The sequence below is a fragment of the Rhizobium sp. IY2 genome (assembly GCF_047532935.1).
Lineage (GTDB): Bacteria > Pseudomonadota > Alphaproteobacteria > Rhizobiales > Rhizobiaceae > Rhizobium > Rhizobium anhuiense.
This window is the reverse complement of sequence record NZ_JBLKNU010000002.1, coordinates 453,842-469,126: the sequence shown is the minus strand read 5'-3', so window position 1 is coordinate 469,126 and position 15,285 is coordinate 453,842. Positions and strand designations below refer to the sequence as shown.

Genomic DNA, 15,285 nt, shown 5'->3' with positions numbered 1-15,285 from the left:
GTTGATAAATTCTTAATAACAAGGAGATGGAGAAAAAGGCGGAGCCGGATCGCGCTTAAGCTCGAGGCTACATCTTATGGCTGAAGGCGCGATAAGACGGTATAACCCTTGCGTTACCTCAAACGAGAATCATATTGAGAAACACATTTATCGTTCTGGCCGCCGTGATCATCGGCTTGTTCGCTTACACCAAATTGATGGCCGGGGTCGGTTCAGGCTCGCCGCCTGCGGATGCGCCTTTCGAGCAACGGGCTGACCTCATTCGCGTTTATAAATCCGAACGCCGCATGGTCCTTCTCAGAGGCGATGCCGCCCTCTCGACATACCGGATTTCTCTTGGGTGGGCTGCCGACGAGGGTCCCAAGCAGCGAGAAGGTGACGAGAAAACACCCGAAGGACGGTATGAGATAGACTGGCGAAATCCCAAGTCCATGGCGCATCTCAGCCTGCACATTTCCTATCCAAATCCTGATGACCAGCGCAACGCTCAATCCGGCGGCTTCCCCCCCGGTGGCGCGATCATGATCCACGGCCTTCCCAATGGCTGGGGCCTGTTCGGAAACATCCATCAACTGTGGGATTGGACGGATGGGTGCATTGCGGTCACCAACGCGGAGATGCGCGATATCTGGGCTCGCGTACCCGACCATACGCCCATCGAGATTATGCCCTGAACTGTTGCCACGGCCTTTTCAGCCCTTGGCCTTCAGGACGAGGACCGGCTGGCTGCGATAGTCGGCGGGAAACAGCGACTTGAGGTTCTCGATTTTCGGCAGGTCGTTATAGACGATATAGGGATAGGTCGGATTGAGCGTCAGGAAATCCTGATGATAGGCTTCGGCGGGATAGAAGCCGGTGGCTTCGGACACCTTGGTGACGATCGGCTGGGCGAAGACATGCGCCTTGTCGAGCTGCTCGATATAGCTCTCGGCGACCTTGCGCTGCTCGGGATCGGAGACGAACAGCGCCGAGCGGTATTGCGTTCCCCGATCCGGACCCTGGAAATTCAGCTGCGTCGGGTTGTGCGCCACCGAGAAGAAGATCTGTAGCAACTTGCCGTAACTCACCTGATTCGGATCGAACTTGACCTGAACGGATTCGGCGTGACCCGTCGCGCCGGTGCTCACGGTTTCATATTGCGCCGTTTTGGCATCGCCGCCGGCATAGCCGGAGACGGCGCTCTTAACGCCCTTCACGTGTTGGAAGACGCCCTGGACGCCCCAGAAACAGCCGCCGGCGAAAATGGCCGTCTCGGTGCCGGATCCGGCCGCCTGGTCAACGGCTGGCGGCGGGATGACGACCGCCTCCTCGGCCGCGGCTACGCCACACGCACTGAGCGAGACGACGGCGGCGGCAAGGAACGCGGCAAGGCGCCGGCGATGGGAAGACGTGGACATTGCGCTACCTCCTGCGACAGCCCAAATTCTTGCGCATCCTTGCAAAACCCGCAAATCACAAGCCGGTCACTCACGCCGATGTGACAGCTGGACGAAAGCCCCTGTGCGAACATGAAACAGCGCTCAACTTGAGTTGACAATCCCGCGAGGAGTGAGGAGAGTGCCGCCGATCAGAGCCTGCATTTCCGGGGGGAACCTATGTCCGTGCGCTCGTTCTTTGCATTCGCGACAATCGCATTTTTTTCCACGATCGCCGTCAGCCTTCCCGCCGCCGCTGCGGACACCAAGCGCGACATCCAGACGATCAAGGACGCCGATTTCTTCGGTTTCGATCTTCGCACGGAGCAGAATGTCTCGCTCGATCAGTGCAAGACCTCCTGCATCGGCGACAAGAGCTGCAAGGCCTTCACCTACAATCCCAAGGTGAAATGGTGTTTCCTGAAATCCGATTTCAAGACGATGAATGCTTTCCCCGGCGCGATCGCCGGCAAGATCGTCGAAACATCAGGCAAGCAGGAGCCCGAAATCGGCGCCGCGCCGCGCCTGACCTTCCTGACCAACGACCTCATCCAGCAGGCCCATGACTTCAAGGACAATCTGGCGCTTACCGACGACCAGCAGGGCCAGGGCGTCGACAGCCTGACGGCCAATGCCCGCATCGACCTCACCGCCAACAATCTGGCCGAGGCGCTGAAGTCCTTCCATGGCGCGCTGTCGATCACCCCTGACGACGCCGATCTCTGGCTCGAAACCGCCCGCGCCGCCGCTTCGCTCGGCAACGCCGAGACCAACACATCCGGCCAGGCCGTGCTCGACGCGCTGAACGGCTACGAGCTGACGCGCACCAAGACCAAGCGCGCCGAGGCGCTCGCCGTCCTCGCCGACGCCCTGGACCGCAACGCCAATTACCGCCCGGCGCTCGACGCCTACAAAGCGAGCCTGGCGCTGGTTGCCTCCGACGATGTTCAGACCGCCTACCTGCAGCTGAAATCGACGCAGGGCTTCCGCATCACCGAACACACGGTCGATGCCGACAGCGCCACGCCGCGCGCCTGCGTCACCTTCTCCGAGGCGCTGGTCAAGACCACCGACTACACGCCCTTCGTGACGCTGAACGGGGCAGCTCCCAAGGCGCTGGAAACCAAGGACAAGCAGATCTGCGTCGAGGGGCTGACGCATGGCGAGACCTACAAGATCGCTTTCCGCACCGGCCTGCCGTCCTCCGTCGACGAGGCGCTCGAAGCACCTGTCAGCATCGACGTCTATATCAAGGACCGCAGCCAGATGGTGCGTTTCACCGGCGACAGCTTCGTGCTGCCCTCGACGGCGCGCCGCGGCATCCCGCTCGTCTCGGTCAACCTGAACTCGGCCAATCTCAAACTCTACCGCATCGGCGATCGCGCCATTGCGCCGCTCTTGACCAATTCGCAATTCCTGAGCCAGCTCGACGGCTACAGCGCCCAGAACATTCAGGACCAGAATGGCGAACTCGTCTGGCAGGGCTCGATCGACATCGCCAACGAGCTCAACAAGGACATCGTCACCAGCTTCCCGGTCGACGAGGCGCTGCCTGAGCGCAAGCCCGGCATCTACGTGCTGACGGCAACAGGCCCGAACGGCCCGGCGCAGGAGTGGGATTCACAGGCGACCCAATGGTTCCTGGTCTCCGATATCGGCGTCACCACCTATGCCGGCACCGACGGGCTCAACGTCTTCACCCGTTCGCTCGCCTCGGCCAAGCCGATCGCGGGTGTCGAACTGCAGTTGCTCGCCAAGAACAATGAAGTGCTCGGCACCGCGACGACCGACGAAAACGGCCGCGCCACCTTCACCGCCGGCCTGATCCGCGGCACGGCGGCGCTCACACCCGCCGTCATCGCCGCCAGGAACGGGACCTCGGACTACGTCTTCCTCGACATGACACGCGCCGGCTTCGACCTTTCCGACCGCGGCGTGACGGGCCGCGCCGCCCCCGGCGCGATCGACGTGCTGACCTTCACCGAACGCGGTATCTACCGCGCCGGCGAAACGGTGCATGCCCAAGCGCTCGCCCGCGACACCGACGGCAACGCCATCGAGAACCTGCCGCTCACCTTCATCTTCAGCCGCCCCGATGGCGTCGAAGACCGGCGGATCGTCAGCCAGACCAGCAATCTCGGCGGTTATTCCATCGATTTCGCGACCCAGGAAACCGCCATGCGCGGCACCTGGACGATGAACATCTATACCGATCCCAAGGGCAGCGCGATCGCCAGCAAGAGTTTCCTGGTCGACGATTTCGTCCCCGATCGCACCGACATGGAGATCAAGACCGAGGCCAAGGAAGTCGGTCCGGACACGCCGGCGACGATCACCGTTTCGGGCAAATATCTCTACGGCGCCCCGGCCGCCGGGCTGACGCTCGAAGGCGATGTCGTCGTCAAGCCGACGCGTGAGAGTGCTGCCTTTAAGGGCTTTCTGTTCGGCCTCGCCGACGAAGAAGCGAGCGAGGATTCGCGCCTGCCGATCGATGGCCTGCCGGAACTCGACGAGAACGGCGAAGCCTCGACGGATCTCACCATCAGCGACCTGCCGGCCACGACGCAGCTGCTCAACGCCACTGTCTACATACGCATGCAGGAAGCGGGCGGCCGCGCCATCGAGCGCTCTCTGACCATTCCGGTGAAGAACGAGCGGGCGTCTATCGGCATCAAGCCGGAATTTTCCGGCGACCTGCCCGAGAACTCGATCGCCAACTTCACGGTGATCGGCGTCAATGCCGCCGGGCAGAAGCAGGAGGCGAAGAGCCTGCGCTGGAAATTCTACAGCCTCAATCGCGAATACCAATGGTATCGCGAGGGAACGGCGTGGAAATACGAGCCGGTCTACACCGCCGAGCAGGTTTCCAACGGCAGCGTCGACGCGACGATGGATGGCGGCAAGATTTCCGTTCCGGTGACCTGGGGCCGATATCGTCTCGAAGTGGAAAGCCCGGATGCCGACGGCCCGACCTCCAGCGTCGAATTCGACGCCGGCTGGTTCGTCACCTCGACCTCGACCGAAACGCCCGACGGGCTGGAAATCGCCCTCGACAAGGACAGCTACAAGATCGGCGAGACCGCCAAGCTGAAAGTCACCTCGCGTTATGGCGGCGAGCTGATGGTGACGGCCGGCACCGAAAAGCTGGTCGCCGTGCAGAACGCTGCGATCGGCGAGACCGGCGGCGAGGTCGACATCCCCGTGACTGCGGACTGGGGTGCCGGCGCTTATGTCACAGCCACGCTCTTCCGTCCCGGCGATGCCCAGGACAGCCATATGCCGATGCGCTCGATCGGCATCAAATGGCTGAAGGTCGATCCCGAACAGCGTGCGCTGCAGGTGACGCTCGCAACACCCGAAAAAATGCTGCCGCGCGGACCGCTCGATATCGGCCTGCAGGTGGCGGGCGCCGGCGCCAACGAGGACGCCTATGTGACGGTTGCCGCCGTCGATGTCGGCATTCTCAACCTGACGCGCTACGAACCGCCGAACCCGGAAGACTGGTATTTCGGCCAGCGCCAACTCGGCCTTGAAATCCGCGACCTCTATGGCCGGCTGATCGACGGCTCGCTCGGTGCGACCGGCAAGCTCAGGACCGGTGGTGACGGCGGCGCCGTGGCGCTGCAGGCAAGCCCGCCGACGCAGAAGCTCGTCGCCTTCTTCTCCGGGCCGGTGAAGCTCGACGCCGAAGGCAAGGCCCATGTCTCCTTCGACATTCCGCAATTCAACGGCACGGCGCGCGTCATGGCGGTCGCCTGGTCGAAATCAGGTGTCGGCCACGGCGTCAAGGATGTCATCATCCGCGACCCTGTCGTGGTGACCGCAAGCCTGCCGAAATTCCTCGCCCCCGGCGACAAGGCCAATCTGCGCCTCGACATCGCCAACACCGACGCGCCGGCCGGCGACTACAAGCTGCAGCTGACCGGCAATGATGCCGTCGGCATCGAACAGGCTTCCGCCGCGCAGACGATCCGCCTCGAGGCCGGAGCGAAATCCGAGTTGACGCTTTCGCTCGTCGGCAAACAGCCAGGCGCCGGCAGCGTCTCGATCAACCTTTCCGATGCTTCCGGCCTGTCGCTCGACCAAACCGTCGACGTGCCGGTGCGCCCCGCATCGCTGCCGATCACCGAACGGCGGGTGCTGGCGCTGAAGCCGGGAGCAAAGCTCACCGTCGACAAGAACCTGCTGGCCGATAGCGTGCTGCCCGGCGCCTCGATCAGCGTCAACGTCACACGTTCGGCCGCCTTCGATATCCCGGCCTTGCTGATGACGCTCGACCGCTATCCCTTCGGCTGCGCCGAGCAGACCACCAGCCGGGCGCTGCCGCTGCTCTACCTCGCCGAAGTGGCAAAGCAGGCCGGCATGGCAAATGACGAGGACGTGCACCAGCGCGTGCAGGACGCGATCTACCGCGTGCTCTCCTACCAGGCCTCGGCCGGTAGCTTCGGCCTCTGGGGACCGGATTCGGGCGACGTCTGGCTCGATTCCTACGTCACCGATTTCCTGACGCGGGCCCGTGAAATGAAATATGACGTGCCGGAAAGGGCCTTCGTGCAGGCGCTGGAAAACCTGCAGAACACTCTGTCCTACACCACCGACATCAAGGGCCAGGGCGATCAGATCGCCTATGCCATCTACGTCCTTGCCCGCAACAAGAAGGCCGCGATCAGCGATCTGCGCTACTATGCCGATACGATGATCAACGACTTCCCGACGCCGCTCGCCAAGGCGCATATCGCTGCGGCACTGGCCCTCTATGGCGATGCGCAGCGTTCGAAGAATATCTTCCTCGACGCGCTGCAGATGTCGGAGCAATCGATGGTGTCGCGCGTGAACCTGTCGCGCACCGACTACGGCACGATCCTGCGCGATGGTGCTGCGATCCTGGCGCTCGCCGCCGAAAGCCGGCCGGTGCCGCCTGTCATCCCGGAACTCGCCAAGGCCGTCGGCAAGGAATGGGGGCGCAGCAAATATAAGAGCACGCAGGAAGAAACCTGGATGCTGCTTGCCGCGCGCGCCATTCAGGGCGGTGACGATGGACTGAAGGTCGATGTCAATGGCGCGCCGCATACCGGCGCCTACATGGCCCGCATGACCGGCGATGCGCTCGCCGACCATCCGCTGACGCTGACCAACCAGACGAACGACACGGTTTCGGCTGCAGTCACCACCGTTGCCGCCCCCACAGTGCCGCTGCCGGCCGGTGGCGACGGCTTCATCATCGAGCGCAGCTACTACACGCTCGACGGCGAAGAGGCGAATGTCAGCGAGGCGAAGCAGAACGAACGCTACGTCGTCGTCATCCATGTGCGCGAAACCAATGACTGGCCGTCGCGCATCGTCATCACCGATCTCCTGCCCGCCGGTTTCGAGATCGACAATCCGAATCTCGTCGACAGTGCCCAGATGACGAATTTCGATTGGATCGGCGAGATCTCGGCCGCCCATACCGAATTCCGCTATGACCGCTTCGTTGCCGCCTTCAACCGCGCAGCAGGCGACAATCGCGAATTCAACGTCGCCTATGTCGTGCGCGCCGTCACCCCCGGCACCTACGACCATCCGGCGGCAAGCGTCGAGGACATGTACCGGCCGGAGCTTTCGGCCCGCACGGCGACCGGCAAGATGGAGGTCGTGGCAGCGCAATAATGAAGCGGTGGCACAAGATCGCGATCGGATCCGCGGCCGGCATCGTTCTTGCCGGTGCGGCTCTCTTTGCGCTCGACGCTGCCGACAAGGCTTATCCGCCGCCATTGGACAGGGCGAATGCCGTCTCCGCCGAGGTGCTGGATGCCGACGGGCAATTGCTGCGTGCCTTCGCGACCTCGGAAGGCCGCTGGCGGCTGAAGACGGCGGTCTCCGACGTCGATCCGCAATTCCTGCGCATGCTGATCGCCTATGAGGACCAGCGTTTTTATGATCACGGCGGCGTCGATCCCTGGGCGCTCGGGCGTGCCGCCATGCAATTGGTCGGCAATGGCCGCATCGTTTCCGGCGCCTCGACCCTGTCGATGCAGGTAGCGCGGCTGATCGAGCCGCGCGAAGGGCGTTCGCTTTCGGCAAAGCTGCTGCAATTGGTGCGCGCCGTGCAGATCGAGCGGCGGCTGTCGAAAGAACAGATCCTCGATCTCTACCTGACGCATGCGCCTTATGGCGGCAATCTGGAAGGCGTGCGCGCCGCAAGCCTTGCCTATTTCGGCAAGGAACCGCGCCGCCTCACGGTCGCAGAGGCGGCTTTGCTCGTCGCCCTGCCGCAATTGCCGGAACGGCGCCGGCCGGACCGCAATCTCAAGACAGCCGAGGCTGCGCGCAAGCGTGTGCTTGACCGTGTGGCGGTGGCGGAAGCCGTGGGCGATGGCGAAGCGGAGCGTGCCGAGGGTGTCGCGGTCCCATCGCGGCGCATGCAATTGCCCGCACTTGCCGCCCATGTCGCGGAAGCCGCGCTGCGCAAGGAGCCTGATGTCCTCAAGCATCAGACGACCTTGAAGAAGCAGGTGCAGCAGGGGCTGGAATCGGTTGCGCGGGCAGCAGCCATGAAGCTCGGGCCGAAGCTGTCGCTCGCTATGGTGATGGCGGATGCGCAAACCGGCGCGATCGTCGGCGAGGTCGGCTCGGCCGATTATTTCGACGCCAGCCGCTCCGGCTGGATCGACATGACCCGCGTCAACCGCTCGCCGGGCTCGACGCTGAAGCCCTTCATCTATGGGCTCGCCTTCGAACAGGGCTTGGTGTCCCAGGAAACGATCATCGAAGACCGGCCCGCCGATTTCTTCGGCTACAGGCCGCGCAATTTCGACATGAGCTATCAGGGCGACGTCACCGTGCGCGAGGCGCTGCAGCTTTCGCTGAACGTGCCGGCGGTCAAGCTGCTCGATGCGGTCGGGCCGTCGCGGCTGATGGTGCGCTTCCGCCGCGCCGAGGTGCGCCCGGTCCTGCCGCCGAATGAGACGCCGGGGCTGGCGATCGGTCTTGGCGGCGTCGGCATCACCTTGAAGGATCTGGTGCAGCTCTATACGGCGCTCGCCAATCGCGGCCAGCCGGCAAGGCTCGGCGACGGTGTCACCGGCGCACCGGGCAAACTCGACGGCGAACCGCTGCTGGAGCCGGTCGCGGTCTGGAGCGTCGCCGATATTCTCTCCGGCGTCATTCCGCCCGCCGGCGCGCCGCAGCGCGGCATCGCCTACAAGACCGGCACGAGCTATGGCTATCGCGACGCCTGGTCGGTCGGCTATGACGGGCGCTATGTGCTCGGCGTCTGGGTCGGACGGCCCGACAATAGCGCCGTGCCGGGATTGACCGGCTATGGCACCGCAGCACCCATCCTATTCGAGGGCTTCGCCAAGTCCGGCATCGCAACGACGCCGCTGCCCCGCCCGCCGGCCGGCGCCGTGCGCATCGCCCAGTCTGAGCTGCCGATCAGCCAGCGCCGTTTTGCGCTGAATGCCAATGGCCTGCTCGTCGCCTCCGGTCGCGAGGCAGCACCTCAGATCATCTATCCGCCCGAGGGCGCGCATGTGGATCTCGGCGCTGGAGCAGGCAACCTGTCACCCCTGATGCTGAAGCTGCAGGGCGGCCGCGCCCCGTTCCGCTGGCTTGCCAACGGCAAGCCGCTGCCCGACCTCTCGCGTCGGCGCACCCAGCAATGGCTGCCCGATGGCGGCGGCTACTCGAAACTGACCGTCATCGACTCGGCCGGGAGGGCCGCAAGCGTGGGCGTCTTCATCGACTAACGCATCGTGCTTTGCGCGTCTGAAAAGACGCGCGGCGCTGTAAGGGAACAAAAACCCGGGCACGACCGTTGGAGAGGGTCTCCCTCCAACGTCAGACGGCCTCATGACACTTCCGACCGCGACCTACCGGATCCAATTCCGCAACGGCATGACTTTCGATCGCGCCTGCGACCTCGTCCCCTATCTCAAGACGCTTGGCATCAGCCACCTCTATACCTCGCCGATCTTTACCGCCGTCAGCGGCTCGACCCACGGCTATGACGTGACAGACGCCAACGAAATCGACCCGACGCTTGGCGGCCGGGCCGGATTCGAGCGGCTGACGGAAAGTCTCGCCGCCGCCGGCATGGGACTGATCCTCGACATCGTCCCGAACCACATGGCCGCCTCGCCGGAAAACGGCTGGTGGCGCGACGTATTGGCATTCGGCCGGCAGAGCGCTTATGCCAGCCACTTCGACATCGACTGGAGCGAGCCGCTGACCCTGCCACAGCTCGGTCAGGATTTCGATCGCGCTCTGGCTGGCGGCGAGCTGCGCATCGCGCTCGACGAAACGCATGGCAATTTCGCGCTCGGTTACTTCGAGACGCTGTTGCCGCTGAACCCCACGAGTTACGGCGCCCTCGCAAACCGGCTCGACAATCCGGTCGCCACCCGAATGGCGGAGGCTGCGGCCGAGACCTCCGGCGAGGATTTCAACCGCACGATGCGCGATATCCTCTTCGAAGGCGGCGATCGGGCCATCCTCCAGCAAAAGCTCGAAGAGGTCTCGGCCGATCTCGATTTCCTGAGAAACCTGCTTGAGGGACAGCATTGGCGGCTGACCCACTGGAAGGACGCGGCACGGCATCTGAGCTATCGCCGTTTTTTCGAGGTGACCGGCCTGGTCGGAACCCGCGTCGAAGATCCCGCGGTGTTCGAGGACGTGCACCGGCTGGTGATCGAACTGGTGCGCCATGGCAAGGTGCAAGGCCTGCGCATCGACCATGTCGACGGGCTGGCCGAACCCAAGGCCTATCTCGACAGGTTGCGGGAGGCGGTGGGACCAGACACCTATATCGTCGTCGAAAAGATCCTCGGACCCGGTGAGGTCCTGCCGGAGAACTGGCCGGTCGCCGGCACCACGGGATATGAGTTCATCGCCGCGCTCAGCGAGTTGTTCATCGAGAGCAGCGGTCTGCGCATATTGGACGGCGCCTATCGCAGCCTCGCCGGCGAGACCGGCAATCTCGAAGAGAGCCGGCAGATTGCCAAGCGACTGATGGTCGAACGCAATTTCGCCGGCGAGACCGACAGGCTGGTGTCGATCGCGGCAGGCATCTTTCCCGAGCTGAAAAGAGACGAGATCGCCACCGCGCTCTGCGAACTGCTGATCGCCTTTCCCGTCTACCGCACCTATGGCGACGGAGGCCCGCTTTCCTGGCAGGATGCAGCGGTCCTTGCCGGGACCGCGTCGCAGGTTTTGCCAAAGCTCGATGATCGCAGTGCCTGCGACCATGTGCTGAAGCTTCTCGAAGGCAAGATCGAAGGTGATGCGGCCCATGCGTTCCGGATCCGCTTCCAGCAATTGAGCGGGCCAGTGATGGCGAAGGCGACAGAGGATACGCTGTTCTATCGCTACAACAGGCTGCTTGCCGCAAACGAAGTGGGCGGCGAACCGGGCAAGGCGCCCGGCGGCATGGAGGAATTCCACCGTCGCATGGCCGAGCGGGCGCGGCTGCAGCCGCATGGGCTTTCGGCGAGCGCCACCCACGACACCAAACGCGGTGAGGATGCGCGCGCCAGGCTTTACGCGCTGAGCGAGGGCGCGGATGTCTTTGCCCAGGCGGTGGAGCGTTGGCGCGACATGAACCGGCCGTGGCTGCAGGAACTGGCGGATGGCGTTGCGCCGGAGCCGAATGTCGAATGGATGCTCTATCAGGCGCTGGCCGGCATCTGGCCGGAAGACTTCGACAGAGGACGGACGGAAGAACTGCGCGAACGCCTCGCCGACTACGCGGTCAAAGCCGTGCGCGAGGCGAAACTGCGCGGCGATTGGACGGAACAGAATGCCGTTTACGAGGAGGCGGTGACGACCTATGCCACGGCGCTGGTTGCGCCTGAGAATGACGCCTTCCTCGAAGATTTCGAAAGGGTGCTACAGCCCTTCATAGCGGCGGGTTACCTCAACAGCCTGTCGCAGACGCTGCTCAAGCTGACAGCCCCCGGCATTCCCGATATCTACCAGGGTGCGGAGGGTTTCGATTTCAGCCTCGTCGATCCCGACAACCGCCGGCCGGTCGATCATGAACGGCTGGCGGCCTGGCTTGATGAAGCCGGGCCGATCGCCAAGCTGCAGGCGGCGGCGCTGAAACAGCGCATCGTCGCGATCGGCCTGCAGCTGCGCCAACGGTATGTGGACCTCTTTGCCAGAGGCGACTATCTGCCGCTGAAGGTGACGGGCAACCGCCGCGATCATGTGCTCGCCTTTGCCCGGGTGCATAAGAGTGATTTCGCGATCGTCGCCGCGCCGCGGCTGATGTTCGGCTGGCTCGACCCTGGCGTGCTCTTTGCCGGCCCGGAATTTTGGGAGGATACGGCGATCGCCGTCCCCTCCCCGCTTCACGGGCTGAAGGCGGATCTGGTGACCGGAAAGACGATCGAGCCCGGGGGCAGCATCTCGGTCGCCGCCCTGCTCGGGAGCCAGCCGGTCGGGCTGATCACCCCACTCTGAGGTATCCAGCGCCAACGCATCGGACATTCGTCAAAATAGTGCTTGACCTTCCAGTTGCTGGAAGGTTCATAACCCTATTCAGGTGCCGCTCCCGGCGCGGAGAGAGTTATGAATATCAAGCACGAACACGATCACCATCACAGCCACGCCCATGGCGACAATCATTGCCATTGCGGCCATGATCAGGAGAAGGCTGCCGACGCCATTGTCCGTGATCCCATCTGCGGCATGACCGTCGATCCGCAGGCCGGCAAGCCCTCACTCGACCATGGCGGCCGCACCTATCATTTCTGTTCCGAGCATTGCCGAACGAAATTTGCGGCTGCACCCGAGGATTACCTGACGGCGAAGGACCCCGTCTGCGGCATGAGCGTCGATCGCTCGACGGCGAGATATTTCCCGAAAGCCGAGGGCGAGAAATTCTATTTCTGCTCGGCCGCGTGCCAGGCGAAGTTCGAAGCCGACCCTGCAGCCTACCGCGATGGCCAGCGCCCGACGACAAAACCGGCGCCGAAGGGTACGCTCTATACCTGCCCGATGCATCCTGAAGTCGTCAGCGATCGCCCCGGCGACTGCCCGAAATGCGGCATGGCGCTGGAGCCGATGGGCATCCCCCCAGCCGACGAAGGCCCGAACCCGGAACTCGTCGATTTCGTCAGGCGGCTCTGGGTCAGCGCCATCCTTGCCCTGCCGCTGCTGGCGCTCGGCATGGGGCCGATGCTCGGCCTGCCGCTCCGCGAAGCGATCGGCGAGCCGCAGGCGACCTTCATCGAACTGCTGCTGGCAACCCCGGTGGTGCTCTGGGCCGCCCTGCCCTTCTTCCGCCGCGCATGGGCGTCCGTTGTCAACCGCAGCCCGAATATGTGGACGCTGATCGGTCTCGGTGTCGGCACCGCCTATCTCTACAGCGTCGTCGCCACGCTTGCGCCCGGCATCTTCCCGATGAGTTTTCGTGGCCATGGCGCGGCCGTGCCGGTCTATTTCGAGGCAGCGGCCGTCATCGTCGCGCTCGTCTTCGTCGGCCAAGTGCTGGAATTGAAAGCGCGCGAACGCACCGGCTCGGCAATCCGCGCTTTGCTGGACCTTGCGCCGAAGACAGCACGCCGCATCGATGCCGAAGGCAACGAAAGTGACGTGCCGGTGGACGATATCAATGTCGCCGACCGGCTGCGCGTTCGCCCCGGCGAGCGGGTGCCGGTGGACGGTTCCGTCCTCGAGGGCCAGTCGACCGTCGATGAATCGATGATATCGGGCGAGCCCCTGCCCGTAGAGAAATCGAAAGGCGATCCGCTGACCGGCGGCACGATCAACAAGAACGGCACCTTCGTGATGTCCGCCGAGAAGGTCGGCGCAGACACGGTGCTGTCGCGCATCGTCGACATGGTCGCCAAGGCACAGCGCTCGCGGGCGCCGATCCAGGGGGCGGTCGATAGAGTATCGGCCGTCTTCGTGCCGGCGGTCGTCGCCGTCGCCCTCCTTGCCTTCCTCGCCTGGGCCGCGATCGGACCGGAGCCGCGCATGGCGAACGGCCTGCTTGCCGCCGTCGCCGTTCTGATCATCGCTTGCCCCTGTGCGCTCGGTCTTGCGACGCCGATGTCGATCATGATCGCAACGGGGCGCGGCGCTGGGGAAGGCGTGCTGATCAAAGATGCCGAGGCGCTTGAGCGCTTCTCCAAGGTCGATACGCTGATCGTCGACAAGACAGGCACGCTGACCGAAGGAAAGCCGAAGCTTACCGATATCGCAGCCTTCGGCGGGGTCGGGGAAGACCGGCTGCTATCGCTGGCGGCAAGCCTGGAGCGCGGCTCCGAACATCCGCTGGCCGAAGCGATCGTTTCCGGCGCCGAGGAGCGCGGTGTACCCTTCGTCGAGGTCACCGGCTTCGAGGCAAAGACCGGCAAGGGCGTTCAGGGCATTGCCGACGGCACGACGGTCGCGCTCGGCAATGCGGCGATGCTTGCCGATCTCGGCATCGATCCGGCAGCACTTAGCGAGAAGACCGAAGCTCTGCGGGGCGACGGCAAGACGGTGATGTTCGTGGTGTTCGACGGCGCGCTTGCCGGTCTTGTCGCCGTTGCCGACCGGATCAAGCCGACGACGGCTGCCGCCATCCAGGCGCTGCATGACAGTGGGCTGAAGATCATCATGGCGACGGGCGACAATGAGCGCACGGCGCGGGCGGTGGCAAAAAGCCTCGGCATCGACGAGGTGCGCGCCGATGTGCTTCCGGAAGGCAAGAAGGCGCTGATCGACGAACTGCGTAGCAAAGGCGCTATCATCGCCATGGCCGGCGACGGCGTCAATGACGCGCCGGCGCTTGCCGCCGCCGATGTCGGCATCGCCATGGGCACCGGCGCCGACGTCGCGATGGAAAGCGCCGGCATCACATTGGTGAAGGGCGATCTCACCGGCATCGTCCGGGCGCGGCGGCTGGCGGAGGCGACGATGCGCAACATCCGCCAGAATCTCGGCTTCGCCTTCGGCTATAATGCGCTCGGCGTGCCGGTCGCCGCCGGCGTGCTCTATCCGATCTTCGGGCTGCTGCTTTCGCCGATGATCGCCGCGGCAGCGATGAGCCTCTCCTCCGTCTCGGTGATTTCAAATGCGCTGAGACTGCGCTTTGCAAAACTATAGGAGATAGCGATGAATATCGGCGAAGCATCGGAACGGTCCGGCCTGCCGTCTAAGACCATCCGCTACTACGAGGATATCGGCCTGATCCGCCCCGAAAGGGGTGGAAACGGCTATCGCGACTATGCCGCGACCGACGTCCACAAGCTGCGTTTCCTGCAGCGCTCGCGCGGCCTCGGCTTTTCGGTCGAGGAATGCCGGCAATTGCTGGCGCTCTATGAGGACAAGGATCGGGCGAGCGCCGACGTTAGGGATATCGCTCAGACAAAGCTTACCGAGATCGACCGCAAGATCCGCGAGTTGACGGAACTGCGCCGGACGCTGGAGCACCTCGTGCTTGCCTGCCACGGCAACGACAGGCCCGACTGTCCGATCCTCGAAGAACTTTCGGACGGCGCCTGACCATTTCGCACGAGCAGGCCGATTCAGGCGGCCTGCATCAGGAAAGCGGCGGCATGTTCTGGTTGGCCGCCTGCGAAGTTTGAGCCCGCTCGTCGGGCTCTTCGTCTTCACCCTCGTCCAGCACGCCGTCATCCAGCCGGTGCTTGATCGCCAGCGCATAGATCACGTCGAGAATATTGCGGTCTCTGAGATGAGGATCGGTGAGCGCGAGAAGCGAAGCCCGGACGATCTTCTTGCTGGTGGCCTTCGGACAACGCGCCTTGACGAAATCATAGAGCGCCTCATCCGTCAGCCCTTCCATGGCGCCGTCCACGAGAGCTTCGTAGACCCGCTTCTTTTCCTTCATTCTTTATTTTTCCCCTGCAAATCAGCGGCGTCATGATCTGTCATGTAA

Annotated in this window: 8 protein-coding genes; 6 read left to right on the top strand and 2 right to left on the bottom strand. The window is 63.8% G+C overall.

All coding sequences use genetic code 11. The features are described from left to right. The first annotated feature begins 134 nt into the window (after positions 1-134). A complete protein-coding gene (locus tag ACMUVN_RS10875) occupies positions 135-674 on the top strand; it encodes a L,D-transpeptidase family protein (protein WP_183844759.1) in 540 nt (179 codons plus the stop codon). 18 nt (positions 675-692) lie between these two features. Here the strand turns inward: ACMUVN_RS10875 and msrA are convergent, their stop codons facing one another. After that, complete coding sequence (gene msrA / locus ACMUVN_RS10870; RefSeq protein WP_183844758.1) at positions 693-1,397, bottom strand: peptide-methionine (S)-S-oxide reductase MsrA; 705 nt, start codon at positions 1,395-1,397, stop codon at positions 693-695. Between the two features lie 198 nt (positions 1,398-1,595). On the opposite strand from msrA, the gene ACMUVN_RS10865 reads away from it, so the two are divergent. From ACMUVN_RS10865 to cueR, 5 genes are all read left to right on the top strand, one after another. Beyond that, positions 1,596-7,064, top strand: coding sequence for an alpha-2-macroglobulin family protein (locus ACMUVN_RS10865; RefSeq protein WP_183844757.1), 5,469 nt, complete (start codon positions 1,596-1,598; stop codon positions 7,062-7,064). Continuing rightward, on the top strand, positions 7,064-9,145 hold the full coding sequence (gene pbpC / locus ACMUVN_RS10860; protein WP_097595611.1) for a penicillin-binding protein 1C: 2,082 nt from the start codon (positions 7,064-7,066) through the stop codon (positions 9,143-9,145). The genes ACMUVN_RS10865 and pbpC overlap by 1 nt, the downstream gene beginning before the upstream one ends. Positions 9,146-9,248: 103 nt before the next feature. Further along, entirely contained in the window at positions 9,249-11,858 is a 2,610-nt protein-coding gene (gene treY / locus ACMUVN_RS10855; RefSeq protein ID WP_414815133.1) for a malto-oligosyltrehalose synthase, read from the top strand. A gap of 108 nt (positions 11,859-11,966) precedes the next feature. Continuing rightward, on the top strand, positions 11,967-14,492 hold the full coding sequence (locus tag ACMUVN_RS10850) for a heavy metal translocating P-type ATPase (protein ID WP_414815132.1): 2,526 nt from the start codon (positions 11,967-11,969) through the stop codon (positions 14,490-14,492). A 9-nt stretch (positions 14,493-14,501) separates the two neighbouring features. Further along, positions 14,502-14,891 (top strand): Cu(I)-responsive transcriptional regulator, encoded by a 390-nt coding sequence (cueR, locus tag ACMUVN_RS10845; RefSeq protein ID WP_029868146.1) that lies wholly within the window; start codon positions 14,502-14,504, stop codon positions 14,889-14,891. A 37-nt stretch (positions 14,892-14,928) separates the two neighbouring features. Here the strand turns inward: cueR and ACMUVN_RS10840 are convergent, their stop codons facing one another. Further along, on the bottom strand, positions 14,929-15,237 hold the full coding sequence (locus ACMUVN_RS10840; protein WP_097595608.1) for a hypothetical protein: 309 nt from the start codon (positions 15,235-15,237) through the stop codon (positions 14,929-14,931). Positions 15,238-15,285: the final 48 nt, after the last annotated feature.

Bases quoted from the DNA above. Each gene is read 5' to 3' on its own strand.
- msrA (WP_183844758.1), bottom strand. From the start codon at position 1,397: ATGTCCACGTCTTCCCATCGCCGGCGCCTTGCCGCGTTCCTTGCCGCC.
- ACMUVN_RS10865 (WP_183844757.1), top strand. From the start codon at position 1,596: ATGTCCGTGCGCTCGTTCTTTGCATTCGCGACAATCGCATTTTTTTCC.
- pbpC (WP_097595611.1), top strand. From the start codon at position 7,064: ATGAAGCGGTGGCACAAGATCGCGATCGGATCCGCGGCCGGCATCGTT.
- treY (WP_414815133.1), top strand. From the start codon at position 9,249: ATGACACTTCCGACCGCGACCTACCGGATCCAATTCCGCAACGGCATG.
- ACMUVN_RS10850 (WP_414815132.1), top strand. From the start codon at position 11,967: ATGAATATCAAGCACGAACACGATCACCATCACAGCCACGCCCATGGC.
- cueR (WP_029868146.1), top strand. From the start codon at position 14,502: ATGAATATCGGCGAAGCATCGGAACGGTCCGGCCTGCCGTCTAAGACC.
- ACMUVN_RS10840 (WP_097595608.1), bottom strand. From the start codon at position 15,237: ATGAAGGAAAAGAAGCGGGTCTACGAAGCTCTCGTGGACGGCGCCATG.